Annotated in this window: 19 protein-coding genes and 3 tRNA genes; 7 read left to right on the plus strand and 15 right to left on the minus strand. The window is 61.0% G+C overall.

Going from position 1 to position 25522, the window contains the following annotated elements; all coding sequences use genetic code 11:
• Positions 1-12 precede the first annotated feature (12 nt).
• The 5 genes from GKQ23_RS20475 to GKQ23_RS20495 form a co-directional block, all read right to left on the minus strand.
• Positions 13-1374, minus strand: coding sequence for a patatin family protein (locus GKQ23_RS20475; RefSeq protein ID WP_371820036.1), 1362 nt, complete (start codon positions 1372-1374; stop codon positions 13-15).
• 101 nt (positions 1375-1475) lie between these two features.
• Complete coding sequence (locus GKQ23_RS20480; RefSeq protein ID WP_072166347.1) at positions 1476-1637, minus strand: DUF1328 domain-containing protein; 162 nt, start codon at positions 1635-1637, stop codon at positions 1476-1478.
• A 127-nt stretch (positions 1638-1764) separates the two neighbouring features.
• Entirely contained in the window at positions 1765-2373 is a 609-nt protein-coding gene (gene osmY, locus GKQ23_RS20485; protein ID WP_056235800.1) for a molecular chaperone OsmY, read from the minus strand.
• Between the two features lie 185 nt (positions 2374-2558).
• A complete protein-coding gene (gene prfC, locus GKQ23_RS20490; protein WP_212409300.1) occupies positions 2559-4148 on the minus strand; it encodes a peptide chain release factor 3 in 1590 nt (529 codons plus the stop codon).
• A 252-nt stretch (positions 4149-4400) separates the two neighbouring features.
• Positions 4401-5069, minus strand: a complete 669-nt coding sequence (locus tag GKQ23_RS20495) for a DNA-3-methyladenine glycosylase I (protein WP_212409301.1) — start codon at positions 5067-5069, stop codon at positions 4401-4403.
• A gap of 244 nt (positions 5070-5313) precedes the next feature.
• On the opposite strand from GKQ23_RS20495, the gene yghU reads away from it, so the two are divergent.
• Positions 5314-6159, plus strand: coding sequence for a glutathione-dependent disulfide-bond oxidoreductase (gene yghU, locus GKQ23_RS20500; protein WP_056235792.1), 846 nt, complete (start codon positions 5314-5316; stop codon positions 6157-6159).
• Positions 6160-6162: 3 nt separating this feature from the next.
• On the opposite strand, the gene yjjG is transcribed toward yghU, so the two are convergent.
• From yjjG to GKQ23_RS20515, 3 genes are read right to left on the minus strand one after another with little or no spacing between them, the layout of a single operon-like run.
• On the minus strand, positions 6163-6843 hold the full coding sequence (gene yjjG / locus GKQ23_RS20505) for a pyrimidine 5'-nucleotidase (protein ID WP_056235789.1): 681 nt from the start codon (positions 6841-6843) through the stop codon (positions 6163-6165).
• A gap of 18 nt (positions 6844-6861) precedes the next feature.
• Positions 6862-7302, minus strand: coding sequence for a ribosomal protein S18-alanine N-acetyltransferase (rimI, locus tag GKQ23_RS20510; RefSeq protein ID WP_056235786.1), 441 nt, complete (start codon positions 7300-7302; stop codon positions 6862-6864).
• Positions 7265-7684 carry a DNA polymerase III subunit psi gene (locus GKQ23_RS20515; RefSeq protein ID WP_212411908.1) on the minus strand — a complete coding sequence of 140 codons (420 nt, stop codon included), beginning with the start codon at positions 7682-7684 and terminating at the stop codon, positions 7265-7267. Before GKQ23_RS20515 ends, rimI begins: the two co-directional genes overlap by 38 nt.
• Before the next feature lie 106 nt (positions 7685-7790).
• Between GKQ23_RS20515 and rsmC the strand changes: the two genes are divergently transcribed.
• From rsmC to GKQ23_RS20535, 4 genes are all read left to right on the plus strand, one after another.
• Positions 7791-8822, plus strand: a complete 1032-nt coding sequence (gene rsmC / locus GKQ23_RS20520; RefSeq protein WP_056235782.1) for a 16S rRNA (guanine(1207)-N(2))-methyltransferase RsmC — start codon at positions 7791-7793, stop codon at positions 8820-8822.
• Positions 8823-8991: 169 nt separating this feature from the next.
• Positions 8992-9078 (plus strand) — tRNA-Leu (locus GKQ23_RS20525).
• Between the two features lie 35 nt (positions 9079-9113).
• Positions 9114-9200, plus strand: a tRNA-Leu gene (locus tag GKQ23_RS20530).
• Between the two features lie 31 nt (positions 9201-9231).
• Positions 9232-9318: transfer RNA gene (locus GKQ23_RS20535), tRNA-Leu, on the plus strand.
• A 334-nt stretch (positions 9319-9652) separates the two neighbouring features.
• Here GKQ23_RS20535 and GKQ23_RS20540 read toward each other — a convergent pair.
• Positions 9653-9889, minus strand: coding sequence for a DUF1435 domain-containing protein (locus tag GKQ23_RS20540; RefSeq protein ID WP_212411910.1), 237 nt, complete (start codon positions 9887-9889; stop codon positions 9653-9655).
• A 295-nt stretch (positions 9890-10184) separates the two neighbouring features.
• On the opposite strand from GKQ23_RS20540, the gene GKQ23_RS20545 reads away from it, so the two are divergent.
• Positions 10185-11279, plus strand: coding sequence for a diguanylate cyclase (locus tag GKQ23_RS20545; RefSeq protein WP_056235780.1), 1095 nt, complete (start codon positions 10185-10187; stop codon positions 11277-11279).
• Positions 11280-11353: 74 nt separating this feature from the next.
• Here GKQ23_RS20545 and GKQ23_RS20550 read toward each other — a convergent pair whose 3' ends face one another.
• The 6 genes from GKQ23_RS20550 to GKQ23_RS20575 all read right to left on the minus strand — a co-directional run bounded on the left by GKQ23_RS20550 (position 11354) and on the right by GKQ23_RS20575 (position 24182).
• Positions 11354-12559: an MFS transporter gene (locus GKQ23_RS20550; protein WP_101505439.1), complete on the minus strand. Its 1206-nt coding sequence runs from the start codon at positions 12557-12559 to the stop codon at positions 11354-11356.
• A gap of 309 nt (positions 12560-12868) precedes the next feature.
• Positions 12869-13441 (minus strand): hypothetical protein, encoded by a 573-nt coding sequence (locus tag GKQ23_RS20555; protein WP_101505440.1) that lies wholly within the window; start codon positions 13439-13441, stop codon positions 12869-12871.
• Positions 13442-13461: 20 nt separating this feature from the next.
• A complete protein-coding gene (locus GKQ23_RS20560) occupies positions 13462-13752 on the minus strand; it encodes a hypothetical protein (RefSeq protein ID WP_212409302.1) in 291 nt (96 codons plus the stop codon).
• The gene (locus tag GKQ23_RS20565; RefSeq protein ID WP_212409303.1) at positions 13742-21931 is read right to left on the minus strand and encodes a hemagglutinin repeat-containing protein; all 8190 of its coding nucleotides are present in this window, start codon (positions 21929-21931) and stop codon (positions 13742-13744) included. The genes GKQ23_RS20560 and GKQ23_RS20565 overlap by 11 nt, the downstream gene beginning before the upstream one ends.
• A 17-nt stretch (positions 21932-21948) precedes the next feature.
• Positions 21949-22467, minus strand: coding sequence for a toxin-activating lysine-acyltransferase (locus GKQ23_RS20570; protein WP_056235765.1), 519 nt, complete (start codon positions 22465-22467; stop codon positions 21949-21951).
• A 2-nt stretch (positions 22468-22469) separates the two neighbouring features.
• Entirely contained in the window at positions 22470-24182 is a 1713-nt protein-coding gene (locus GKQ23_RS20575) for a ShlB/FhaC/HecB family hemolysin secretion/activation protein (RefSeq protein WP_056235763.1), read from the minus strand.
• A gap of 555 nt (positions 24183-24737) precedes the next feature.
• Here GKQ23_RS20575 and GKQ23_RS23995 point away from each other — a divergent pair.
• A complete protein-coding gene (locus GKQ23_RS23995; protein WP_249168438.1) occupies positions 24738-25439 on the plus strand; it encodes a DUF2946 domain-containing protein in 702 nt (233 codons plus the stop codon).
• The last annotated feature ends 83 nt before the right edge of the window (positions 25440-25522 follow it).

Here is a 25522-nt window from a genome sequence, read left to right on the forward strand (position 1 = left end):
ACTCCTCTATCTTCAGAGTTTTAAACTATCAGGAGCCACTCTCCCGTCTGCGCTGACCGGAGTAAACGTGTCCTCCGCGATCGTCCGTCCCGACAGCGCATCTGCATCAGCAACAGGCGCGGCAGCAGACTCCATAACGTCAGTTATGGCCGGATTGAGCAATGGATCCGTCACGGCAGCCAGGGCCGGGTTAAGCAACGGATCCGCCACGGCAGTCGTGGCCGGGTTGAACAACGGATCCGCCACGGCAGCCAGGGCCGGATTGAGCAACGGATCCGCCACGGCAGCCGTGGCTGGTTGCTGCATTGTACGCCTTGTTGTCCGTTCCGGCATAACCACGACATCTGCCGGATTCAGCACGCTGTCTGCGCCTGTGCCCGGCACAACTGGCGCCGTGCCAGCCACCGCATTAATGAGAGCGGGCCTGGCAGAGACGGGCATGACACCCTTGCCACCGCCCAGCCACTGGCCCAGCGTCGCAAGGAAGTAACGCCCGCAGCGGCGGCCCAGATGATAATCCTGATTCAGCGCCGTCACCCGGCTGCCCAGCGCATTGCTGGCCAGCGGGCGCGGCGGGTAGATCTCAACGATCCGCAGGCCGCCCGGCGGTGCATCGATAAACTGCTGGGTTTCGCTGTAGCTCTGCTCGTGCAGCTGTAAAATATTGATTAACGGGCGCAACGCCCCGTCACTCAGCCAGCGCTCCAGCCGTTTGATCCACTGCGGTGTATAGGTCATCTGTGAGGGGACGGTGCGGATCACCACGATAGTATCAGCACCGCGCCGCGCCGCCTCGCGCACCGGGATGGCGTCGCTGATGCCGCCGTCCAGCCAGAACTCGCCGCTGAGATCGACACCATTGCGGTACAAACCCGGAATGGCGCTGGACGCCTTAATGATGTCATGCCAGTTATCTGCCGTGGGGGTAAAATAAGAGGGGCTGTAATCGTCGCTGCGACAGGCGCACATATAGAATTCGCGGCCGGCCTTAAACAGCTTATCCCCGGCCGCCAGCGCCAGCGGCATTTCAGCACGGGTAATGTCCACCAGCCAGTCCAGGTCGATCAGGTGCCCACCGCGAACAAAGCGCAGCGGATCGAAAAACTGTTTGCTGGTGGTATAACGGGTGATCACCCGGCGGGCATAACCTGGCTGGCCGCAGACGTAAGCGGATAAGTTCTGTGCCCCGGCGGAAGTGCCGATCAGCAGATCGAAGGGATTAAAGCGCGCCCGCTGAAATTCATCCAGCACGCCGGCGGTAAAAATGCCGCGTTGCCCGCCGCCCTCGCATACCAGGGCGAGATTTCCGGGGGAAAAAGGGGACAAATTCAGGGGATCGATATTACCGAGGGTAATCGGGATGCGGCTGCCCAAGTCAGGTATCCTCCACACAAAGTGAGTGCAGAGGATACCCGTTCTCAGCAGCGCCGGTGAGGCGCTTGTTGCTGTTTTGCTACGCTGTGTGACAGCAGTCGCTAAAGTTTCTTACGGCCGGTGAACAGGCTGACCAGGAAGATAATAATACCGACCACGAAGACGATTTTTGCTGCCCACGCTGCCGTACCCGCCAGACCACCGAAGCCTAATGCCGCAGCGATCAGTGCAATAATCAGAAAGATAATACCCCAACGAAACATACGCCTCTCCTTACCATAGTGAAAATCGAACGTCTTTATCATTCACGTAAGCGCAGTCATCGCGCCGGAATGTTGCTCTTAGCGGACTTGTCCGGTGACGGCAGCCGCCGTCACCGGTTTTCTACCGTTACTTAACGGTGAGATCGTTTTTGACGCTTTTCACGCCATCAATGGCTTTGGCAATGCCTTCAGCGCGTTCAGACTGCGCCTCAGTTTTTACCGAACCGGAAAGCTGCACCACGCCGTTGGTGGTCTCCACCTTCACGTTACGCGACGGTACGATGTCATCCGCTAACAGTTTAGCTTTGATTTCGGTGGTGGTTGCCGCATCACCGGCATAACCGCTGGCCGTCGCTTTGGTGCTGTCTTTCACGTGCAGTTTGTCGCTAACTGACTTCACGCCTTCGACCTTTTTGGCCGCTGCAACCGCCAGTTCAGCCTGATCCTGTGAGGTCACAAAACCGCTCAGGGTCACCACGCCATCGTGGGTTTTCACGGAAATATCGGTACTTTTAATCGCTTCATTGTCGACCAGCGCGGCTTTCACCTTGGCGGTTACGCCGCTGTCGTCCATGTAGTTACCTACTGACTTCATTGAGCTATCGATTTTTGAACCCGCACTGTCGGCAGCTGATTCCGCTTTACCGGTCATCGTCTGTTCTGCCATCGCGGTTCCGCTTAACAGAGCTGAACCGACTACCAGTGCCATCAGGGTTTTCGTCATTGTGGTCTTCATCGATTTGTTCCTTTTGTTTGCGTCCTGACAATAAATATAGTCGCAGATAGCGTTTTTACCGGACAGGAAGGTGAAAAAGAGGAAAAAATCAGCAGAAATACGAGGTTTTAAGAGTAGTCTGTAATATCAGTGAAAAAAAAAGGGTGGGACGCGTTAACGTCCCACCCTCAAGTGTAGTCGCGGAATTAATGTTCGCGAGTTTTGCGGAATACCACGTCAGGATAACGTTCCTGAGTGATATTCAGGTTGACCATAGTAGGAGCGATGTAGGTCAGGTTATCACCGCCATCAAGCGCCAGGTTCACTTCGTTCTTGCGCTGGAACTCGTCAAATTTCTTCACGTCATTACACTCCACCCAGCGGGCGGTCGAGACGTTGATCGCCTCATAAATCGCTTCGACGTTGTATTCGCTTTTCAGGCGCGAGACCACCACGTCAAACTGCAGCACGCCCACCGCACCGACGATCAGGTCGTTGTTGTGTACCGGGCGGAACACCTGCACTGCGCCCTCTTCCGACAGCTGCACCAGCCCTTTCAGCAGCTGCTTCTGCTTCAGCGGGTCACGCAGGCGGATACGACGGAACAGTTCCGGCGCGAAGTTCGGAATACCGGTGAACTTCATATTTTCACCCTGGGTAAAGGTGTCGCCGATCTGGATAGTACCGTGGTTATGCAGGCCGATAATATCGCCCGGATACGCCTCTTCCACGTGGGAACGGTCACCGGCCATAAAGGTCAGCGCGTCCGAGATCACCACGTCTTTGCCGGTGCGCACCTGGCGCAGCTTCATACCCTTCTCATACCTGCCGGAGACCACGCGCATAAAGGCCACGCGGTCGCGGTGTTTCGGATCCATATTGGCCTGGATCTTAAACACGAAGCCGGTGAACTTCTCGTCGGCGGCGGTGACGGTGCGCAGATCGGTGTTACGCGGCATCGGTGCCGGTGCCCACTCAACCAGGCCATCCAGCATGTGGTCAACGCCGAAGTTACCCAGCGCGGTGCCGAAGAACACCGGGGTCAGCTGGCCTGCCAGGAACAGCTCGTGGTCAAATTCGTGGGAGGCACCCTGCACCAGCTCCAGCTCATCGCGCAACTGCGCCGCGAGATCTTCACCAATTGCCGCGTCCAGTTCCGGGTTATCCAGCCCCTTAACGATGCGCACTTCCTGAATGGTATGGCCCTTACCGGTCTGATAGAGGTAGGTTTCATTCTTATACAGGTGGTACACGCCCTTAAACAGCTTGCCGCAGCCGATCGGCCAGGTGATCGGCGCACAGGCGATCTTCAGCTCGCTCTCCACTTCATCCATGACCTCCATCGGGTCACGGATATCGCGGTCCAGCTTGTTCATAAAGGTCAGGATCGGCGTGTCGCGCAGACGGGTCACTTCCATCAGCTTGCGGGTACGATCCTCAACGCCTTTCGCGGCGTCGATCACCATCAGACAGCAGTCGACCGCCGTCAGGGTGCGGTAGGTATCTTCGGAGAAGTCTTCGTGCCCCGGCGTGTCCAGCAGGTTGACCAGGCTTTCGCGGTACGGGAACTGCATCACCGAGGTGGTGATCGAGATGCCACGCTGCTTCTCCATCTCCATCCAGTCCGATTTGGCGTGCTGGTTAGAGCCACGGCCTTTTACCGTACCGGCGGTCTGGATAGCCTGTCCGAACAGCAGAACCTTCTCGGTAATAGTGGTTTTACCGGCATCCGGGTGAGAAATAATGGCAAAAGTGCGGCGGCGTGCCACCTCTTGCATAAAGGGCGCATTTGACATGAAAATTCTTCTGGTTTGGCGCCGTACCGCCGGGTTACGCCTTTCGCGCAACGGCTGGCACAGCCGGTTCTTCGTTAGATGGCGGGCATTTTCGCTGATTGTGCCCTCAGAAACAATGCAGAACGGCGCTTAATCACGCAAAAGGGGGGCGCAGCCCCGGCAGGCGGAGTTCGCTGCCGATCCGTTTAACCTGCAAATCCGGGACTCAGGCTGAGGGATCGTCCCGTCATCCGTAAAGCGATCCGCGCAGGCTCAGCCCGGACGCATTAACTGCGACCGTTCGGCTTCACACTCAACACGGCGACAGCAGCCGTCGAGATGATCGTTTACCAGCCCCAGCGCCTGCATCAGCGAATACGCGGTCACCGGCCCAACCCAGCTCCAGCCGCGCTTTTTCAGCGCCTTAGACATCGCTTCGGCCTGCGGTGAGGTTTTCACCTGCTGCCAGTAGTGCAGATCGACGCTGGCTGGCCGCTGCTGCGCCGTCGGCTCAAACTGCCAGAACCAGGCGGCCAGCGATCCGGCTTCCTCCTGCAGTTCGATCGCCCGTTGCGCATTGTTGATCGCCGAGAGGATCTTGGCTCGGTTACGCACGATGCCGCTGTCCGCCAGCAGCCGCGCCACCTCCGGCTCGCCGTAAGCCGCCACGCGGTGGAAATCAAAGCCCTCAAACGCGCGGCGGAAGTTGTCGCGCTTGTTATAGATAAGCTGCCAGGACATGCCGGAGTGAAACCCCTCCAGACACACCTTCTCAAACAGCAGCCGATCGTCCACCACCGGGCGTCCCCACTCGTGGTCGTGATAGTCCGGCATCTGCGCCTGCCAGGCACAGCATACCTGACCATCGGCGGTGGTAATCAGCCCCTGCTGGCGCAAACCGTCGTCGCGATCGGTCAAAATTTGAAACTGTTTCTCAGACATATTCCCGCCTCTTTGCGTCAACAACCCATTGCTGAAAGCCGCTGTGTGATGCACGCAAAAAGCGGCAGCTCCCCCATCGCGACTTCAGCCACTGCTCGTTGCGGACAAGTGCCTCCCCGTTAGCAGTGCTATACCTAAGCATCCGACAATCGGGCATTTGGATTTCCGTGCGGCCATCCGCTATTTTTACCGCATTGCTGGCGACATCCGCCGGTACTCTTCGACGAAAAGGGCCTGTACAGCTATGAGCAATAACGATTATCAGCCAGCAAAAGTCTGGAGCGAAAACAAAGGCACCGGCGGCACCTGGGGCAGTATCAACCGCCCGACCGCCGGCGCGCGTCACGACGCCACGTTGCCGCAGGGCAGGCACCCGCTGCAGCTCTACTCGCTGGGCACGCCAAACGGCCAGAAGGTGACCATCCTGCTGGAGGAGCTGCTGGCGCTGAACGTTAACGGTGCGGAGTATGACGCGCACCTGGTGCGTATTGGTGAAAGCGAGCAGTTCTCGTCGGGCTTTGTGGCGGTCAACCCTAACTCGAAGATCCCGGCGCTGCTGGACACCAGCGCACAGCCGGCAATTCGCGTGTTTGAATCTGGCGCGATCCTGCTCTATCTGGCGGAGAAATTCGGCCATTTCCTGCCAAAAGACGCGGCGAAGCGCACCGAAACGCTGAACTGGCTGTTCTGGCTGCAGGGCGCGGCCCCTTACGTCGGCGGCGGCTTCGGCCACTTCTATCACTATGCGCCGGTGAAGATCGAGTACGCCATTGACCGCTTTACCCTGGAGGCCAAGCGCCAGCTGGACCTGCTGGACAAACAGCTGGCTGAACACCGCTATATTGCCGGCGATGAGTACACCATAGCCGATATCGCCATCTGGCCGTGGTACGGCGCGCTGGTGCAGGGTCTGCTGTACGAGGCCGGTGAGTTTATTGATGCCGCCTCGTATAAAAACCTGCTGCGCTGGGCGGATGAGATTGCGCAGCGCCCGGCGGTCAAACGCGGGCGCATCGTCAACCGTACCTGGGGAGACGTGCAGCTGGCCGAACGCCACGCTGCGTCCGATTTCGACGCGCTGGGGCTGTAAAATCTACGCGAGCAGCTTCTCCTGCAGCTCGCTCAGTGAAGCAACCTGCCAGGTCGGCGCGATGGTGTCCCGCGCCGGCTTGCCGTCAGCGTTCAGCCAGCAGGTGGCAAGGCCGGCGTTGATGCCGCCGAGAATGTCCGAATCCGGATTATCACCGACCATCAGCACGCGATCGCGCGGCGGGTTGCCCATTTCACTGAGCGCGTAGTCGAAAATCGCCGGATGCGGCTTGGCCACGCCCACTTCTTCAGACACCACCAGCAGATCGAAGAAATCCGCAAAACCGGTCTGCTCCAGGCGCACCTGCTGCATAGCGGTAAAGCCGTTGGTGATAATGCCCATCTTCACCCGCCCTTTAAGCGCGGTTAACAGCTCAACCGCCCCCGGCAGCGGCACGCAGATCTGCCCCATGGTCAGCAGGAAGCGGTGGTTGAGATCGGCGGCGGTGACGTTCAGCCGGGCCGCCCAGCCCTCAAAGCGCTGATGCTGCAGCTGCAGGGCGTTGATCACACCGTTCTGGTAGTCCACCCACAGCGGCTTGTTGATCGCCTGATAGGCGTCGTAGTCCGCCTGGCTGAAGGCGACGTCGTAGTGCTGAAACAGATGCTGTAAACCGGCAAATGCGTCGAAGTGAAACAGCGTGTCGTCCGCGTCAAATAAAATCCAGTCCCAGTCTTTAAGCATCGTTGTTCAGGTTCCCTGTTAAATAGTGAGTGCCATCATCACGGCATCTTCTTTACCGTCCGCCGTGGGATAGTAATTACGGCGGATCGACACTTCATTAAAATTAAGCCGCTCATACAGCGCGATCGCCCCACGATTCGAGGCGCGAACCTCCAGCCACAGCGTCATCACGCCGCGGGCTTCCAGCTCGGCGATCAGGTGCTGCAACAGCTGCAGCCCCAGGCCACGGCGCTGGAAGGCCGGGTCCACCGCCAGATTAAACAGCGTCGCCTCATCCAGCACCAGCTGGGTGATGGCAAATGCCGCCAGCACGCCGTCCACCCGCAGCTGATAGTTGAGATAGCGCTCCCCCTGATTGCTGGCGAAGGTTTTTTCTGACCAGGGAAAAGCGTGGCTGCGCTGCTCAATGGCAAACGCGGCGTCAAGATCGTGCGGAGTGAGTAAAGAAATCAGATTCATAGTGGCAAATTTGCTGCCAGAACGCCCGTTTGGCGTCGGCGTTGTTGTAAAGGTCCGCCAGCGGCGGCGTGGTCAGCTGCGGGCCGTTCAGCGCGCCGGGAGACGCCAGCCCCAGCTGCCAGCTGGCGCAGCGGGCATCATCCGGCAGCATCGCCAGCTGGTCTGGCGTCAGCACCAGCACCTGTGGCTCATGCAGCGCCAGCGTACGCAGCACGTCCGCCACCAGCGGCTCATGCAGGTCAGGCGGCACCGCCGCCACAATCACCAGGCGAGTCTCTGCGGGTAAGGTCACCGCAATCTCCCCCTTCAGCGCGCGCGGCCGCCGCAGCTGATACTGCGTCACGCCCATCTGCTGTAATAACCAGTCACGTCTGGAAGACATCATTAATTCCCGTCTGGTCGCCTGATTGCGCGCCTATGCTAGCAAACCCGGTGATTCTGCGCCAACAAACGACTATAATCGCCGCTCAATTTTTGAGGAGTTACCGATGTCCGCATTTACCCCGGCCAGTGAAGTGATACTGCGCCACAGTGATGAATTTACTCAACGCCGCGTGCTGTTTGCTGGCGACCTGCAGGATGACCTGCCCGCCCAACTGGACACCGCGCTGAGCCGGGTGCACACCCAGCAGTATCATCACTGGCAGAACCTGAGCCGTTCGCTGGGTGACAATGCGCACTTCGGGCTGGTAGCCAGCGCCGGTATGGTCGCTGACTGTGACACGCTGGTCTACTACTGGCCGAAGAACAAGCCGGAAGCGCAGTTCCAGCTGCAGAACCTGCTGTCGCTGCTGCCGGTCGGCAGCGATATCTTCGTGATCGGTGAAAACCGCAGCGGCGTGCGCAGCGCCGATACCATGCTGGAGAGCTGGGCGAAGCTTGAAAAGATCGACAGCGCCCGCCGCTGCGGTCTCTATCACGGCCGTCTGGATACGCAGCCGACGTTCGACGCTGACAGCTTCCGCGACGCCTATCAGCTGGGTGAATTCACCATCAAGACCCTGCCGGGCGTGTTCAGCCGTGACGCCCTGGATATCGGTAGCCAGCTGCTGCTCTCCACCTTTACTCCGCATACCAAAGGCAAGATCCTCGACGTCGGCTGTGGTGCCGGGGTGCTCTCCACCGTGCTGGCCAGCCACTCGCCGAAGGTGCGTCTGACCCTGACCGACGTCAGCGCGGCGGCGATTGAAGCCAGTAAAGCCACGCTGGCGGCGAACGGCCTGGAAGGGGAAGTCTTTGCGAGTAACGTCTACTCCGACGTCACCAGCCGCTATGACATGATTATCTCTAACCCGCCGTTCCACGACGGTATGCAGACCAGCCTGGATGCGGCTCAGACGCTGATCCGCGGCGCGGTTAAGCACCTGAACACCGGCGGCGAGCTGCGCATTGTAGCCAACGCCTTCCTGCCGTACCCGCAGGTGCTGGATGAAACCTTCGGCAGCCATGAAGTGCTGCTGCAGAACGGCCGCTTTAAAGTCTATCGCGCCGTGAAGGGCCGCCCGCCGAAAGGCAAGTAAATCCCGCGTTCAGGCGGCCTTCATACCGCCTGAACGGGCATAATCGCAGCAGGATGGCGGTTTTTGCAGCGATCGTTTAAGGTTGATGAAATAACTGTTGACCTGTTGCTGAAAATCTCTAGAATGCGCCTCCGTGGTAGCGATACAACGCAGGTTGTGTTGCTGGTATGCGAAGGTGGCGGAATTGGTAGACGCGCTAGCTTCAGGTGTTAGTGTTCTTACGGACGTGAGGGTTCAAGTCCCTCTCTTCGCACCATAAATACCACGAGATTCATATTACGCAGCATCTGCGCGAAGGTGGCGGAATTGGTAGACGCGCTAGCTTCAGGTGTTAGTGTTCTTACGGACGTGAGGGTTCAAGTCCCTCTCTTCGCACCAAATGCGGTGATATGAATTGATTCAACAGGACGCGAAGGTGGCGGAATTGGTAGACGCGCTAGCTTCAGGTGTTAGTGTTCTTACGGACGTGAGGGTTCAAGTCCCTCTCTTCGCACCATGTTGAATACTCTTTCTGGTCAGTGATGACCAGCCAGTACTCCCCGTAACACCCGCTTTACGCTTCCCTGCACTGACCGACTCTGATTTCCCCTGATGTGATTTCTTAACGACCTGCTCTGTACTGTTATATCCTCAGCGATATTTTTCTCCGATCGTACTTCCGCTTTATCGCACTTCCGTCTGGATGTTGCTGACGTTGATTCACGCATGCTGGTTTTATGCCTGTCGCCTTTTTGCTCCCATCTGCCGCGGCTTTATTCCGCCGGATGAAAAGCGCGGCCTGATGCAGACGCCACACGGCGGGCTGACGTTCGGGGTGGCCGCAGAAGCGACTACAGGGTACTGAAATTAAGCGAGACCGCCGCCACGCCGCCGGCGAGCGCAAGGCACGACGGCAGCAGCAGATAGTGACGCAGGCGCTTGTGACAGAGCATCACTACCGTCGCCAGCAGCGCCACCACCATCAGCCACCGCCACTCGCTAAAAGAGAGTTCCATCATCGTCATTAACGGCATCAGTGCGCAGGGCAACAGCACGCCCCAGCCGCTATCCAGTCGTTTACCCAACATCGCGATCCCCTCTGTCTTGCCAGACGCGGCCACCGTTGCCGCCAGCAGCAGGGTGTCCACACAAACTTAAATGATAATGATTACCAATAGCATATGATAGTTCTTATCATTTTGCAGCAACATTGTTGAAACTTTATGCCGTGGGATGACAGTCCAGTGTTGAAGTGGTAGATTGAAGGCGATCTCTATTCAGTAAAATCCAAAAATAACAGCTCTACACTATTCCAGATGATAAGTTTCCATCCGTTAATTCGGGAGGGGCTTTGCTATTTCAGGGCAGTCACGAGTAAATATAATGACCATCCAAAGTTACGATGAATTGCTGCATAGCAAGCATCGGCTGTCGCTGATGCTATTTTTATTTTTAAACACGGTTACCGCCTCTTTTTTCACGCTACGTATTAACGGTTCGGTTGTCCCTTTAGCGCTGGCCCTGACGCTGGCGGTAATATTGCTCAGCCTGACGATCATTTTGCGGATGTTTTTAAGGCCTTTAGCCAAATTGCCGCGATTAAATAGCGTGGCGCTGCTGACCGGCCTGCTGTGGGCCGGTTATATTCTGGTTAAATATCAGCTGAGCGCTTCGTTCAGCGACAGCTATCTGCTGGTGGCGCTGGTCAGCGTCTACTTTATCAGCGCGATTGCGCTGGGCGATCATCTGCTGGCGTTCTGCCTGCATACCGCCCCGGCATCGCTGACGGTGATTGTGCTGGACGGCGGCCGTAACATCGCGCTGATCCTGTTTACCATGGCCCTGCCGCTGCTGGGGTTTACCCTGCACCACCTGATGCTGCAGCGGCGTGACCGCTTTACCCGTCACCTGGTCAGCCGACTCGCCGCCGAAAAAGAGACCTACAGCGACCTGAGCATGCTCGATCCGCTCACCGGCCTGTACAACCGCCGCGGGCTGAAAAACCGGCTGGAGAACACGCTGGAAAATCACGTCGGTAGCCACTTTCTGCTGCTGATGGATATTGATAACTTCAAGGCCTACAACGACAACTACGGCCACACCATGGGCGATCAGGCGCTGGCGCGGGTCTCTTACGCCATTCGGGACGCCGTGCGCTCGCGCGATATCGTCACCCGCTACGGCGGCGAAGAGTTCCTGGTGCTGCTGACCAACGTCAATGAAAATATTGCCATGAAGCTGGCCGAGCGTATTCGCCAGTGCGTCCTCGATCTTGAAATCCCCCACCACTTTAACGCCAGCGTGGCCACCCACGTCACCATCAGCGCCGGTATTGCCCCGTTGATGAACGATGATTTTGACAGCGCGCTGAGTAACGCTGACCGCGCCCTTTATCTGGCCAAAAGCCACGGTCGTAATACCTTCTATTCGTACCAGGATATTATTGCCAGCGAAGCGCCGGTGGCGGAGACGGCTTAAAATAATCTGGCCCGCTAAGCGGGCCATTATTGTCGACCGGCACGGCATTATTTATTTTTACGCGGGCGTTGCGGCTACCCCTGGCCGGAAATTTTCACACCACGCGTCTCACGACCAAAGGCGACCAGAATGCAGATCAGCACCGCGACGGTGCCGGCGACAATCGCCATCGCCAGGCCGTAATTATTGCCGTGCGCTTCGGCAATTTTTGACTGCAGCGTGGCGTTGACCGAGGCGATCAGGTTACCCAGCTGGTAAACAAAACCCGGTAATACCGCCCGCGCGTTGGCCGGCACCAGTTCGTTGAGGTAAGTGGGCACCACGCCCCACGCGCCCTGCACCATAAACTGCATCAGAAACGCGCCGATCCCCACCGCCCACGAACCGCTGGAGAACGCCCACAGCGGCAGCACCGGCAGCGCGAGGAACGCCGCCACCATCATGGTTTTTTTACGCCCCACCCTCTCAGAAATCGCACCGAACAGCACGCCGCCGAGCATGGCGGCGATGTTATAGCCGATGGCGATAATGCTGATCAGGTGGGGGCTGAAGCCGTGCTGCACCTTCAGGAAGGTCGGGTAGAGATCCTGGGTGCCGTGGCTGAAGAAGTTAAAGCAGGCCATCAGCAGCACCAGGTAAACGCACAGCCGCCAGTGGCTTTTCAGCACCGGCAGCAGCGCGGTGCTCTCCTGACGGGCGCGGGCGGCCAGCCACACCGGCGACTCAGGCACCTTAAACCAGATAAACGGCAGCAGCAGGATCGGCAGCGCGCCGATCAGGAACATGCCGCGCCAGCCGACCAGGCTGTAGAACAGGCCGAAGATCACCGATGCCAGCAGGTAACCACAGGGGTAACCGGCCTGAAACACGCCGGACATCAGCCCGCGCGAGCGGTCAGGGATGGTCTCCATCGCCAGCGACGACGCCACGCCCCACACGCCGCCCATCGCCACGCCGTAAATAACCCGGAAGGCGAGGAACCAGGCCAGCGACGGCGACCACGCCGACAGCACTTCAAACAGCGCGAAGGTGACGATATTGACCATCAGAATCGGTCGGCGGCCATATTTTTCCGCCAGCCGGCCAAACAGCAGCGCACCGATCGGCCTGACCGCCAGCGTCAGCATAATGGCGATCGACACGTCGGAGACGGAGGTGTGGAAGTTATCGGCGATATCGCTGAGCACAAAGACCAGAATGAAAAAATCGAAGGCGTCCAGCATCCAGCTGGCCACGCTGGCGAAGGCCACGTTGCGCTGGGTCGGGGTCCAGTTGAGCATAGTCGGGTATCCTGTCTGGATGTGGGTACAAAGGGGCGGCGCTGCCTAAATGTTAAGGATTTGTTTATAGCATGTAAGACAGGCGTATTTGCGGCAGCTTTTGTCAGGCGAAGGGTCAGTGTGTAAGGGCGAGTTTCATTCTGTTACCGTGCTAATAATTAGCCCGATATGCTTTTAGCGATAACGATGTGCTTCCGGGCACGGCAGCCGCTGCCAGGGCGACAGCGGCCAGAACGACAGCTGCCAGAGCGGCAACGGCGATTTTTGACGCGGTCAGCCGATCGGAAGATGGTGCCGTTTTTTCACCGCTCAGATCCCGGGCTTCTCACGATAAGACATCCTGCGCCAGTCACCGTTTTCAGTGGCATCGTATTTCCCGCCCCAGGTGACGCCCTGCAGATCCTCCAGCCGCCAGTTGCCCTGCGCATCCTTTTTCAGCTCGTAGGCGAGGCCACGGCACTGATAGAGCCGCAGATCGACCTGCAGGCTGAACTGGTAGTAGTGGCCTTTTTTCGGCGTAAAGGTGATGCCGCTGACGCAGGAATTTTTCCCGTCATCATAGACCTGGCCGATATGGGTCGAACGGCCGGCAATTACCGGCGTTTCATAGTAATCCCCCCAGGCGGACTTGTTCTGCCGGCTGTCAACCGGCATGCCGCCGTCACGGGTATGGGTGAGGATCCATTCGCTGCTGCGCACCATGCCGCCCTGCGTTTTGCCGTTTACCTGCTGCTGGATCGAGGCGGACTCGGTACCGCCGACGATGCGCACCCAGGCGGTATTATCCCCGGCCTCGGGCGGCACGAAAAACGCATGATGAGGAAACTGGCTGCAGCCGGTAGTCACCAGCAGCAGCGTGCTGACCATAAGGGGATAACGCATGTTGATTGCTCCTGTATAAATTAGTCGCGCAGCAGCGCCAGCAGTTCAGCCGCCAGCTCAGCCGCATCCTGCTGATAATTCGCCTGCCAGCAGGCCGACCAGTCGCCCGGCCGCCCCTGCTCTTCCCACTCGGCCAGCGCCAGGCCGTTGACGATCTCCAGCTCAAACCACAGGCTCTGCCAGGCATCGGCGTCGCTGACCAGCGCGTCGTCCTGCCACAGCGTTTCGGTCTGCGCCACAAACTGCGCCCAGCTAAACAGATCGGCGGGCGCTACCGCGCCCCACGCCACTAACTGCGCCTTACTTACCATATTTCACCGTTACCACTTTTCCGGAACTGTTGGTCACCACCGACACGTTATTGGTCGCATCGTAATACACCGTGGTGTTCCCCCGACTGGAGGTCGCGGCGCCGGTTTTAATGGTGTTTTCCACCACCGAAGGCATGATGCCGCGATCCTGCATTCTATCTAAAGCGTGGCCGGAATACTCCCGGTTACCCACGGTGCTGGTCTGGTTACGCACCGGCTGATAGGACGGATTTTTCGGCTGGTTCATCTGGTTGTTCTTACCACCAAGCGGCAGCGCGGCTTCGCTGGTCGCCGGCGTTGCTGCCGTGCCCCCGGTGCTGCTGCCGTTACTGCTGCCGCCGTTGCCCGCCGTGCCGCTGCCGGAACTGCCGGTAGCACCGCTGCCGGTAGTATTCCCTTTGCCGCTGCCGGTGGCAGTGCTGGATCCCTTACCGCCGCTGCTGACGGCCGCCGGGCTGCGCCCGCCGAGCTTAATACCACCGCTCATTGCGCTCAGCGCCGCACCGGCCAGCAGCTGCGCCCGTTGCTCATCGATGCCGTAACGGCTCTGCAGCTGTCTGGCGAACTCGGTGCTGGAGACCACGCCTTCGGCCTCAATCTGCTGGGCATAGAGCGCCGACATATCGCTCTTCATCTGCCACGGCACGTCGTCGTTGCCCAGCACCCGGTCGATCGCTTCGCGTACCAGCATGCCGTTGGCGGCCACGTCGCCGAAGTTGGCCTTACAGGCCGTCGGATCGGTGGCGCAGACTGCCACCAGTTGGTCCTGCTGCTTCAGGCTCAGCGTCTGCATCTCTTTCCTGATCGCGTCGCAGTCACCGCGCTGCTTACAGCCCTGCGCTTTGGCGGCAAACTTATCCAGCTGATCGGCGCGCAGATAGTTGTTCTCCACCGCGTTTTTGCCGGTGTTATAGGCATCCACCGCCCCGGCCGTGTCATCACTGACCAGCGCGCCACTCAGGCTGGCGGCGATCAGCGCCAGGTTCTTAATGGTCTTCTCCTGCTGGCCGCTCAGGTCGGCCACCTTCACGTCCGGATACAGCGCCTGATGGATGGCGCGGATCGCCAGCTCGCTGCCCCCCGCTCCGATCGCCCCGGCCGTCGCGTTCTGGCCGCTCATCTGCGCCACCACGCCGCCCAGAATGGCGTGGGCGAAGGCGTTGGTGGCGATCTCCTGCGCGGTCGGGTTTTTCGGATCGTTATAGGTCAGATCTTTGATCTTACCGGCCAGATAAGGCGCGGAAGCCTGCGCCAGCGCCTTCGCCGGGTCACCCTCCGCCAGGCCGCCAATCGCCGTCACCGCCGCGTTGGCCGCCATTTTATAGGTGCCGTCGGCCTCGTAGCCGTCCATGCTTTTCTTGTACGCCGAAGTAGCCTGCACCGCGTCCCAGTACGCTTTGTGCGCTTCATGGGTCGCGCCCCAGCCCGGTGCATCCTCGCCCAGCTCCGCAATGCCCTGACGCTGCGCGTAGAGCTCATGTTCGGTCAGCACGGTGTTCACCGCCGAACTGGCGACCGAACCGATCAGCTGCACTTTCTGCAGGCGCTTCTGCTCAGCAGCTTTGTCGAAGATTGGGCTGAGGGTCTGGTTGGCGTGTTCCACATCGCGGCTCAGTGTGCTGACGTCCTGCTGCTGCTGGCCGGCGTTACGCACGATCAGCGTGCCGTCAGAAACGGCCGAGTAGGTGGTGCTGGAGCCGTCGCCGGATCGCTGAGACGCTGACATGGCGTCCGGTGCCACGTTCTGCCCCAGCTGGGTGAGGATCGGCGTGACCGGTTTGGTTTCGGCAATCTGATCCTTCGGCGCGGCGCCGTCGTTCTTGTCATCCTTCGGCAGGCCGAAGCTGCTGCTCAGCCCGACGCCGACGCTGGAGGTGCTGAAGTCGGCCTGGTTAATCAGATCGCTAAAGCCCAGCGTGCCGGTATCCAGCCGGTTATTTGCCGCAGCGGCCGTGCTGCCAATCACCGCGCCGTTCAGCTGGGTGTGGTTGCCAACGGTGACGTCGTAGCCGCCGTCCCCGGCGAAGATGCCGCTCTGCTCCTGCACGCTCTGGTAGTTGCTGTCCAGCTTGCTGTTGTTCACCGACAGATTACCGCTGACGGTCATCGAGCCGAAGGTGAACTTCAGCCCGCCGCTGACGTTTTTCTGCTTCGAGTCGACGTTGTTGCTGTCCTGCTCGCTGGTGAGGGTCAGATCGCGGCCCACGTCGGCCACCACCCGATCGGCGCTGACCTGCGCCCCGGTCAGGGTGGTATCGCGGCCGCTGAGCAGCGTCACCTGGTTACCGGCGTCCAGCGTGGTTTCGTTATGGGTCACGCCGTCGCCGTGCTCTTTGCCGCTGCCTTTGCTGCCGCTGAGCGACACCGAAATGCCCCAGCCGTCGCTGCCAACGCCGATGCCGACGCCAACTTCGCCGCTGCTGCTGCTGTTTTTGCTGCTGCTCAGCTGGCTGTCCTGCGATGAGCGCAGACTGATATCGCGCGCTGCCGACAGCAGCATCGCATTACCGGCCTGCAGCTGGCTGCCCTGCACGCTGATATCGCCGTCGGCGGCGGTGCCGTCGCTGCCGGTGGCGAAGATATTCAGGTCATGCGCCGCCTGGATGGCGCTGGCCGCCGAGGTGATCGCGTCGCTCTGGCTTTCGCTGTGGCTCTGGCTGGCCCCCAGCTTCAGCTCAATGCCGACAAAGCTCTGGTTCATCGGATCCTGCAGCGCGCTGCGCACTCCCTGCACCGCCTGGTAACCGTCCAGCCCGGCTTTCACCTGCTGCAGCTGCGCCACGCGCTTATCCTGCTTGTCGGTCTCCAGCTCGGAGATGGTTTTCGCGGTGTTCAGCGCAGTACCCACCGCACCGGAGAGCGCCAGCGTCAGGCCGCTGGAGCGCTGTTCGCTGGTGCCGCGTTTGCTGGCGCTATTCTCTGCCGATTCGATGGTGACGTTTTTACCCACCAGACTGATATCGTTGCCGGCGATCAGCTGCGATCCCTGCACGCGAAGATCGTTCCCGGCGGTCAGCGTCGCGTCACCGTTTACTGCACCGACGGTGCTGCCGCGCGCGGTGGTGCCGGTGCTCTCTTCGGTGACCTTATTCAGGGTCGAGCCGAGGGTAAAGCCGATGCCGCCGCTGCTCATCAGCCCGGATTTGGTCTTCTGCGTCATCGACCAGGCATCACGCTCCTGTTCCGCGGTGGTGACGTTAAGATCGTTACCGGCACGCAGCGTCAGCGCGTCATCTGCCGCCACGTCGCTGCCGCGCACGGTCAGGTCATGGCCGGCACCGGCGGTAAGGGTCGCGCCGCCGAGGCTGCTGCCTGCGGCGGTCTGCTCATCGTACCCGGCGCGGGTGGTGGTGGTATTTTTCGACAGGAAGCCGGAGCCTTTCACCTTCGAGGCCATGTCCAGCGAAGCGCTGTTGCGCGCGCTGTCGATCAGCAGATCGTTGCCCGCCGTCAGGGTCAGCGCGCTGGCGGCATTCACCGTCGCCCCTTCGCTGGTCAGGTTACGCCCGGCCTGCATTGCCACATCACCGTTGCCGGTGACGTCGCTGACCACCCGGGTGCTGCTCGCCTGGCTGACATGGTTGTCTTTGTCCCACACCAGCGTATCGCTGCGGGCGGTGCCGACGCTGGCGAGCGTGATATCGCGCCCGGCGAGCACCGTGGTCTGGCTGCCGCTGTTATTCAGGGTCGCGCCCTGCAGGGTAACGTCGCGCCCGGCCTGCAGCGCCAGCGTGCCGTCCTCCTGCTGCACGTACATGCCAGCCGCCCGCGACACGCTGTCGCGGCTGAAGCTGTTGCTGCCGTTAGTGCTTTCCGCATGGGTGGTCGGCGAGGCCAGGGTGATATCGCGCCCGGCGCTGGCGGTCAGCGCGGTCTGCGCCTGGATCAGGCCGCCATTGTTGACCAGATCGTTACCGGCCAGCAGCTGCACCTTGCCGCCGCTGATAATGCCGCCGACGTTGGTGATGGTGTCGCCGCTGATGTCCAGCAGCTGGCTGGCGTTAATTTTGCCCTGGTTAAGCATGCCGCCGCTGACGCCGATCGCCACGTTGCGCCCGGCCAGCAGCGCGCCGCTGCCGTCAATATCGCCCTGCTGTACCTGAGCGTAGACCTGCGGTGCCAGCACCTGCTGGCGGCTGCCGTCGGCCAGCGTGACTTCGCGGGAGACCAGCCACACCATATCGCTGGTCACCTGCGCCATCTGATCGGCGGTCAGCGCCACGCCCGGCGTCAGGCCGAACTGTTTCGCAAAGGCGACGCCGGACTCCATCAGCGCCTTGTACTGCTCTTCATCGCTGTCGTAACCCGCGAGGTAGCGATCGCCGGTCAGTTCGACGATCTGCTCGCGCACCAGCCGCTGCTCGTAAAAACCGTCGCCAAGGCGCTTCTGCGTGGCGCCCGGATCGCTGGCCAGCTGCGCCAGCATATAGTCGGAGCTGAGCCAGGTTTTCTGGTTGGTAAAGCGCGGATCGGTTTCGATCAGGTAGCCGCTGTCGGTTGCGGGCCGGGTACTGAACAGGCTGCCCTCCGGCACCGAAGCGTCAGGGATCTGCGAGCGCACCACCAGGTTATCTTTACCCGCGATTTCAATCCGCTGGCCGCCCGGCAGCGAGGAGAGATCGCCGCTGTTAACCGGCACCGCGCCGGCCTGGCTGGCGGTAAAGCCCTCTGCCACCGGGCCGGAGAGGTTCACCTGGGAGTTGCCCTGCACCACGTTCGGCTTCAGGGTGATCTGCTGGATAACATCCGGCGGCGTGTAGGGCGAGGCCGACGCCTTCTGGCTGTCTTTGCCCTTCTTATGGATGCGATCCCACTCGATCACCTGGCCGACCTGCGAAATAATCTGCTGGCCGGGCACGTCGGCGTCCTGCAGCCCGGCGCCGGCCAGCAGCAGATCGCCACCGGCGATAATCCGGCTCTTGTCGTTCAGCGTCTGGTCGGCGTTGATCGCCAGGCTACCGCCGGCGAGGATCTGGCCCGGATCGCTTTCCACGATCTGATCCTGCCAGATGCTCTGAGTGTAGCTGTACTGGTAATAGTGATCCTGATTACACACCACCCCGGCGATGCAGATATGCTGCACCTCATCCTTGTAGAAGGTGATGTCGTAGTCCGCGTCGTCGTAGTGCACGCCGTTGTTCAGCGCCACCACCATATATTCGTTTTTCTGCTGGCCGGAGACGTGCACCAGCCGGGTACTGAAGCGATCGTTGATGTTGTTAAGCCGGGTGGTATTGATCAGCATATTGCCCGCTGACTCAATGGTGGCGCTGTGGTTGTTAATCACCCCGGCGCGGCCGCCGGCGGCGAAGTTCTCGTCCAGCCAGCCGCCGATCGACATATCGCCGTCGCTGTAGATCAGGCTGTGTTCGCTGTTGTTCAGCGTGCCGACGCCCAGATCCAGGCGCTGGCGCGCGGCAATCGTTGCGCTGCTGCCGCCTTCGGCGAGGTTATTCAGTTCAGCCGCCTGGATCGACAGCTGGTCACCGTAAAGCCGGCCGCTGCCGATATTGCTGACGCTGGCGGCACGCAGCACCGTCTCCACGCCGTCGATCAGGCCACGGTTGGTCAGCGCCCCGGCCACGTTAACCAGCGTGCGCAGGCCGCTGATTTCACCGCTCTGCCGGTTGTTCAGCGCCGCACTGCTGAGGTTCAGCTGCTGACCGGCGGCAACTTTGCCGCCGTTATCCAGCGTGCCCTGTACGTTCAGATCGAGATTGCCGTTGGCGATGGTGCTGCCGCCGCTGGCGAAGTCGCCGCGCACGCCGAGCCGCAGATCGCCCAGCGAGAGAATATCGCCGCTGCCGCTGAGGCTCTGCGCGTCGGCGGTCAGGGATTTGCCGGCAATCAGCGTGCCGCCGTCGTTGGCGATGGCCATGCCGCTGTCGCCGTTCTGCAGGTGCAGCGCGTTATCGGCTGAGATCTGGCCCTGCTGGTTGTTAAGCACCGCGCTGTTCACCGTCAGGTTACTGCCGGCAACGCGCCCCTGCTGGTTATTCAGCTGCGCGGTATTAAGGGTAAAGTCCTGCTGGCTGAGCAGCGTGCCGCTGCGGTTATCGACGCCGGCGGCGTTGAGGTTCAGAGAACCGGTCGCCATCAGCGTACCGCCCTGGTTGGCCAGCGACGCCGCGTTCAGCGTCAGCCCTTTGGCGGCCACCGCGATGCCCGCCTGATTATTCAGCGTATTGTCGCCGCCGTTCAGGGTGAGCTGCTGGCCGACGATAATGCCGCCGGCGTTATTCAGACTGCCGCTGTTAACGGTGACGTCCCCGGCGGACTCCAGGCGTCCGCTGCGGTTGGTCAGGGTTGCACTGCTGACGGAGAGATCGCCACCGGTGGCAGAGATCAGCCCGCCGTCGTTGTTCAGCCCGGCGGTGACAGCGGCCGGTTCAGCGGCAGCGTTCTGTGCGGTGGCAGCCGTTGCCTGCGTAGCGGTGCCCTTCACGTCAGCGGCAGCGGATGCCTGCGCGGCGGTGCCCTTCACATCTGCGGCAGCGGATGCCTGCGCGGCGGTGCCCTTCAAATCTGCGGCGGCGGATGCCTGCACGGCGGTACCCTTCACATCTGCGGCAGCCGTTGCCTGCCCGGCGGTACCGTTAGCCTCGGTACTGGCTGCTGCAGATGTGCTGTTACGGTTAACCGCGTCAGCGCCCGAAGCCGGCTGGTCGCTGGTGAGCGCCAGCGCACCGCCGCTGACCAGCTTGCCGCCACGGTTATCCACGCCGCCCCGGGCGCTGAGTTCCATCCTGCCGCTGCTCTGCAACACCGCGTTCCGGCTGGCCAGCGTGCCGTTGGTGGCCTGCACGCTGACGTCGCTGCCCGCGCTCTGGCTGCCGCTGAGATCCACCGCCGCCGCCTGCACGCTGAGTTTGCCGGGCGCGAGGTGCTGCCCGCTGCTGGTCAGCTGGCCGCTGGCGGTCAGCGAGAGGTCACCGCTTTGGCCGAGGCTGCCGTCGCTGTTCACGCCGGCGGCAAATACCGAACCGCTGCTACCGCTAATCTGCCGTGCGCTGGCGCGGGCGTTACGCTGCGCCGCCACCGTGCCGCTGTTGCTCAGGCTGCCGCTGACTTTCGCCTCCACGTCGCGCTGGCCGTACAGCGTGCCGCTGTTGGCCAGGCTTTTGCCGTTAAGCTGCACGTCCTGGCTGGCGCCGATCGCGCCGCTGTTCTCAATATGGCCGTCGGCACTGATGGTGACGCTGCCCGCCTGGGCACCGATCGACCCGGCGTTACGCACGCCGACGCCGTTTTCGGTACCGACCAGGCGAATTTTTCCGGCGTACATGCCGCCCAGCTGTGCCACGTCCAGCGATACGCCCGGCCGCGCGGCGTCATCCGCCGCGCTGTCGGCGGTGGCGCTGGTTTTCGTGGCGCTGCCGCTTTCGGCATCCACCCGGTTCCTGCCGGTGGTCACCTTCAGATCGTTGGCCCACACGCCGCTGTTGACCTTCACCGTGCGGGCAATCAGATCGGTGTAGTCCTGGCGGCTGCTGTCCATGCCCGCGCCCTGCACCACGATCTCGCCGCCGTCGACCTGATAGCCGCGCAGCTGCTGGCCGTCAAACACCGGTTTACCGGTGGTCAGCGTTGAGCGGCTGGCGTTGATAAAGCCGCAGCCGTCGCAGCCAATCCCCGCCGGGTTGGCGATCACCACCTGCGCCTTCTGCCCGGCCACTTCGATATAGCCGTTAAGCTTGCTCGGATCGCGCGAGTTGACCTCATTGAGGATGATCTTCGCCTCGCCCTTTGCCAGCCACGGGTTGGCCGCCACCCAGCCGCCCTGCTGGGTCTGCACGTTGCGGTGCGAGTTATTGAGGATCGCCCCTTTCTTATCAACGTCAAACTGGCTGTAGGTATTGCGCGAGACGCCCGCCGCGCTCGGGGTCTGGATATTGACCTGCGGCGTGCCGTTGGCCGACTGCACCACCGTCGGCTGCTGGTTCCCCGGTGCCCGGCCGTCGGCGACGATGCCGGCGGCGCTGGCGGCAGGCAGCAGCGCCACCATCCCCAGCGCGCTGAGCGTCACCCACGCCACCGGCGACAATTTGCCGATCAGCTGGCTGAGGGTATGGCCTTCGCCGCTGGCCGGGCCCTTACCGTGCCCGCGGCCGTTTTCTGCCACTACCATCAGCAGGCCGCGCGCCTTATTGAAAATAACGCGATAAAGTTTGTTGTTCACCGGGGGATCCCCTTCAGTTAACGGCTGGCCAGCGGCGTCTCGCGCTGCCAGCGGTCAAAGTCCTGATGCGATACCGCATCGCCACGAAAATGGTTAACGCGCAGGCCGCGCTGGTCACCTTTGTGATCCAGCGCGCGGGCGCAGAGGTGGGGAAACAGCGTGCCGCCCACCAGACGGCGCAGGGCAAACATCTCGCCAAAGGGTGCGATCCAGTCGCGGAACCACAGCCGGTCGCCGCTGTGCCAGTCGCGCTCCTGCACGTGAATGCCGGACTGGGTCAGGTAACGATGCTCCGCTTCCTCGTCCTTCCACGCCCAGCTGAGGAAGAACAGCGGCTGCTCGTCACGCAGCGCCAGCGCAAACTGGCGGTGCTTGATGGCCGGCAGCAGCAGCGTCGGCAGCGCGCTGAGCGGGATATGCCGGTGCCGCTCTGAGTGCATCCACAGCCAGCTGCTGGCCCCCAGCACCTCCGCCTCGCTGAAATTCCCGCCGAGCAGCGGGCAGATCACCCGCAACTCGTTAACCGGTACGCGCATGGTCAGTACTCCCAGCTCAGGTTAAAGCCGAGGCTGACCGGGCTGGTGTCGAAGTCGTCGGATTTGGAGAACGGCACCCCGGCGAACAGGTCATAGCCGGTGTTGAAGGCGTTGCCGCGCAGGCCAATCACCCCGCCCGCCAGGTGCTGGCCCGGCAGCAGCTCGCGGCTGTTTTTCACTTCGCCGTAGTCGGCACCCAGGTACAGCTCCTGGTTCGGCAGCGGCGTGCGCCAGGCGATGTCGTTACGCACGAACCAGCCCTCATCGCCGTTCAGCGTGCGGTAGCCGTCGAAGCCACGTACCGTCCAGCGGTTGCCCAGCGCCAGCTGATCCTGCGGGGTCAGCGCGTCGTGGGTCATCTGGCGCTGATACTGCACGTTGTAGCGGAAGGTCTGGTCGCCGAGGTGGAACGGCAGATTGTACTGCGCGGAGAGCTGGACGATTTTCGCCAGCGCGGTGGCCTCACCAAAGCTCTCTTCCGGGGCCGGCATCGCGCCGAACCAGCGGGTGCCGCGCTGATAGCTGGCCGCCAGGTCGAGCGTCGACTCGCCAATGTAGTGGCGGTGCTGCAGCCCAAGCCGCCATGCGGCGGTGCGGCGGCGCTGCACTTCGATTTCGGTGTCTTCCAGGTAGTTGCGGGTTTCGCGGGTCAGCACCTCGTAGCTAAACGAGGTTTTCTGGCTGCCGCTGCGGTGCAGCACGCGGCTGAGCTGGAAATTGAGCGACTTGCTCTTGCCGCGATAGCTGATGTCACCGTTAAGGCCGGCGAGGGTCTGCCGGTAGTCGTAGTCGCTGGCGGTGACGCCCGCCATCCAGTAGCCAAACGGCACCGAGTAGTGAGCGAGGTAATTCTTGCTGCTCTTGCCGCCGCCGGACTGCAGGTCGTGGCCGCCGGAGACGTAAAACAGGTCGCTCAGGGAGAACGGGTTATCCACCGACAGCGTTAACGACCCCTGGTAGCGGCCGGTGGTTTTGTCACCGGCGTCATCCAGCGAGGCGCCAAGCCGCCAGTGGCGATCCTGCTGCCACTTAACGTTGATATCGCTCTCGCCGGGCTGCTCACCGGGGACGATCTGCATATCCGCCTTTACCGTCGGCAGCCGCTGCAGGTTCTCCAGCCCCTGCTCGATATCACGCAGGTCCAGCAGCTCGCCTTCACGCGCCGGCAGCGCGCTGTAAAGCTGCACGTAGCGGTCGCTGTCCGGCGTCAGGGCGATTTTTCGCACCTTACCCGGCACCAGCAGCAGCTTCAGCGTGCCCTTATTCAGATCCTGCGGCGGTGCCAGCACCCGCGCGGTAACGTAGCCGTGATCCACCAGCCGGTTCTGCAGCGCGCTCATCAGCAGGTTAATGCCCTTGCCGCCGAGGCACTGGCCGCGCGCCTGGTCAGCCAGCTTCTGCAGCGGCAGCCAGTGCGGGAATGCGTCGGTGCCGCTCAGCTCAACGCGCTGCAGCGCGAAGCACGGTTGCTCGCTGGGGAAGGTCAGCGTACTGAAGAAGCTGCCAGGCGCCTGCAGGCGCACGTCGGGCGCTGTCGGGGCCAGCTGGCGTTCGGCCGCGCGCTGGCGCTCCTGCTGGTTAATCTGCTGCTGATTACCCAGGTTGCGATCCACGTCGGCCGCGGCAGAGGCGGCGGTGTGAAATAATAACAGTGCAGCCAGCTGGCTAAGGCGGACAGGGGGTATCCGCAACTTGACAGACGCATTCCGTAGCATAGTGATGCCCTGAGTCTAATTATTAACGGGTATGGGTGTTTGCCGGATACCTTATCGCCTCGCTTACCAGGAATGTTCTTAAACTTACGTTTTATTGACAATTTACTGACAATTCAGCGGCGGGCGGATGGGAGGGAGAGCGCAACAGTCATAAGATCGATAAATAAAAAAAACAAATAAAAACAAGTGACTGGTAAAAAATTCGCAGCAAAAAAAATGATACCCCTGAACGCTCGTTCATAACCTGAGCTAAACTGTAATATACAGAAATATCTTAAAACATGGCCTTAACCTGCTGAACGGCCCGCGCCGAATCACCGGCACAACCGCCCCTGACCGGCAATGTTGCAGCGCAGACGTTAATATTTCCGCTTATTATCCGTGGTTATTTCACGCGAATAATAATGCCCGGCGGTGATTATTTCCTCCGCCGCAGTCCCGGCGTTTTTACCTCTTTAAGCCCCTTTAAACGGCAGACGTTATGTGGATTTGCTGTACCCCTTGCCGGAAGCTTTCGGGTACAATCCCCCGGCATTTGCTACTGAAGGGACTGGCGTGTCACTGATCTCATTTTCGGCCACCCGCAGCCGCGCAGCCGCCTGGCTGGCGCTGATGGCCGTACTGCTGCTGTTTGTTGCCCCGGTGATTTCCAAATCACTGGCACAGCTGCGTGGCGATGAGATGACGATGAACGACGATCGCGCTGCGTCGTCAGCCACGGTCACTGGCACGGTCACTGGCGCTGGCGGCCATGCCAGCGGACCACATCGACCGGATACGGATCACGATAGTAAGCCGGCGCATCTGATATCCGCCAGTCAGCACAACGCGGCTTCACACCCGATGACTGCCGCTGAGCACAGCGCAACGTCATACCCGATGACTGCCGCTGAGTACCACGTTTCTTCACACCCAATACCTGCTGAGCACAGCTCTTCCGGGCACAGTACCGCAACACATCAGGCATCTGACGCTGAGCCCCGTAGCCCCGCGCATCAGATGTCCGCAGCAGAACACCGTGCGATGATGGCGATGGGCATGATGATGCCGTTCCATCACCCGATGTCGATGATGGATGACAGCGCCTGCGGCTACTGCGTGCTGCTGATCCACCTGGCACTGACGCTGACCGTACTCTCCCTGCTGTGGTGCCTGCGGCAGAGCGCCGCCCCCCCGGCCGTGCCGCTGGTTCAGGCCGTGGTCGCCCGTTTTGTTCCCCGCTTCTTCCATCCGCGCGCCCCGCCCGCCGTTCACTAATCCGATCTGAATCGCGCTTTTTTGCGTCGTGGCCCTGCCACGGCCGGGGTTTTATGCCTGTTATCCGGGCGGAAGGAATAATC

The sequence above is a fragment of the Erwinia sp. E602 genome, from assembly GCF_018141005.1.
In the GTDB taxonomy this organism is placed as follows: Bacteria; Pseudomonadota; Gammaproteobacteria; order Enterobacterales; family Enterobacteriaceae; genus Erwinia.

What these genes read in the sequence shown, in the direction of transcription:
- GKQ23_RS20545 (WP_056235780.1), top strand. Translation starts at nt 10,185, where the DNA reads ATGACCATCCAAAGTTACGATGAATTGCTGCATAGCAAGCATCGGCTG.
- rimI (WP_056235786.1), bottom strand. Translation starts at nt 7,302, where the DNA reads ATGAATCTGATTTCTTTACTCACTCCGCACGATCTTGACGCCGCGTTT.
- GKQ23_RS20495 (WP_212409301.1), bottom strand. Translation starts at nt 5,069, where the DNA reads ATGTCTGAGAAACAGTTTCAAATTTTGACCGATCGCGACGACGGTTTG.
- GKQ23_RS20570 (WP_056235765.1), bottom strand. Translation starts at nt 22,467, where the DNA reads ATGCGCGTACCGGTTAACGAGTTGCGGGTGATCTGCCCGCTGCTCGGC.
- GKQ23_RS20575 (WP_056235763.1), bottom strand. Translation starts at nt 24,182, where the DNA reads ATGCTACGGAATGCGTCTGTCAAGTTGCGGATACCCCCTGTCCGCCTT.
- yghU (WP_056235792.1), top strand. Translation starts at nt 5,314, where the DNA reads ATGAGCAATAACGATTATCAGCCAGCAAAAGTCTGGAGCGAAAACAAA.
- GKQ23_RS20540 (WP_212411910.1), bottom strand. Translation starts at nt 9,889, where the DNA reads ATGTTGGGTAAACGACTGGATAGCGGCTGGGGCGTGCTGTTGCCCTGC.
- yjjG (WP_056235789.1), bottom strand. Translation starts at nt 6,843, where the DNA reads ATGCTTAAAGACTGGGACTGGATTTTATTTGACGCGGACGACACGCTG.
- GKQ23_RS20480 (WP_072166347.1), bottom strand. Translation starts at nt 1,637, where the DNA reads ATGTTTCGTTGGGGTATTATCTTTCTGATTATTGCACTGATCGCTGCG.
- osmY (WP_056235800.1), bottom strand. Translation starts at nt 2,373, where the DNA reads ATGAAGACCACAATGACGAAAACCCTGATGGCACTGGTAGTCGGTTCA.
- GKQ23_RS20555 (WP_101505440.1), bottom strand. Translation starts at nt 13,441, where the DNA reads ATGCGTTATCCCCTTATGGTCAGCACGCTGCTGCTGGTGACTACCGGC.
- GKQ23_RS20515 (WP_212411908.1), bottom strand. Translation starts at nt 7,684, where the DNA reads ATGTCTTCCAGACGTGACTGGTTATTACAGCAGATGGGCGTGACGCAG.
- prfC (WP_212409300.1), bottom strand. Translation starts at nt 4,148, where the DNA reads ATGTCAAATGCGCCCTTTATGCAAGAGGTGGCACGCCGCCGCACTTTT.
- GKQ23_RS20550 (WP_101505439.1), bottom strand. Translation starts at nt 12,559, where the DNA reads ATGCTCAACTGGACCCCGACCCAGCGCAACGTGGCCTTCGCCAGCGTG.
- rsmC (WP_056235782.1), top strand. Translation starts at nt 7,791, where the DNA reads ATGTCCGCATTTACCCCGGCCAGTGAAGTGATACTGCGCCACAGTGAT.
- GKQ23_RS20560 (WP_212409302.1), bottom strand. Translation starts at nt 13,752, where the DNA reads ATGGTAAGTAAGGCGCAGTTAGTGGCGTGGGGCGCGGTAGCGCCCGCC.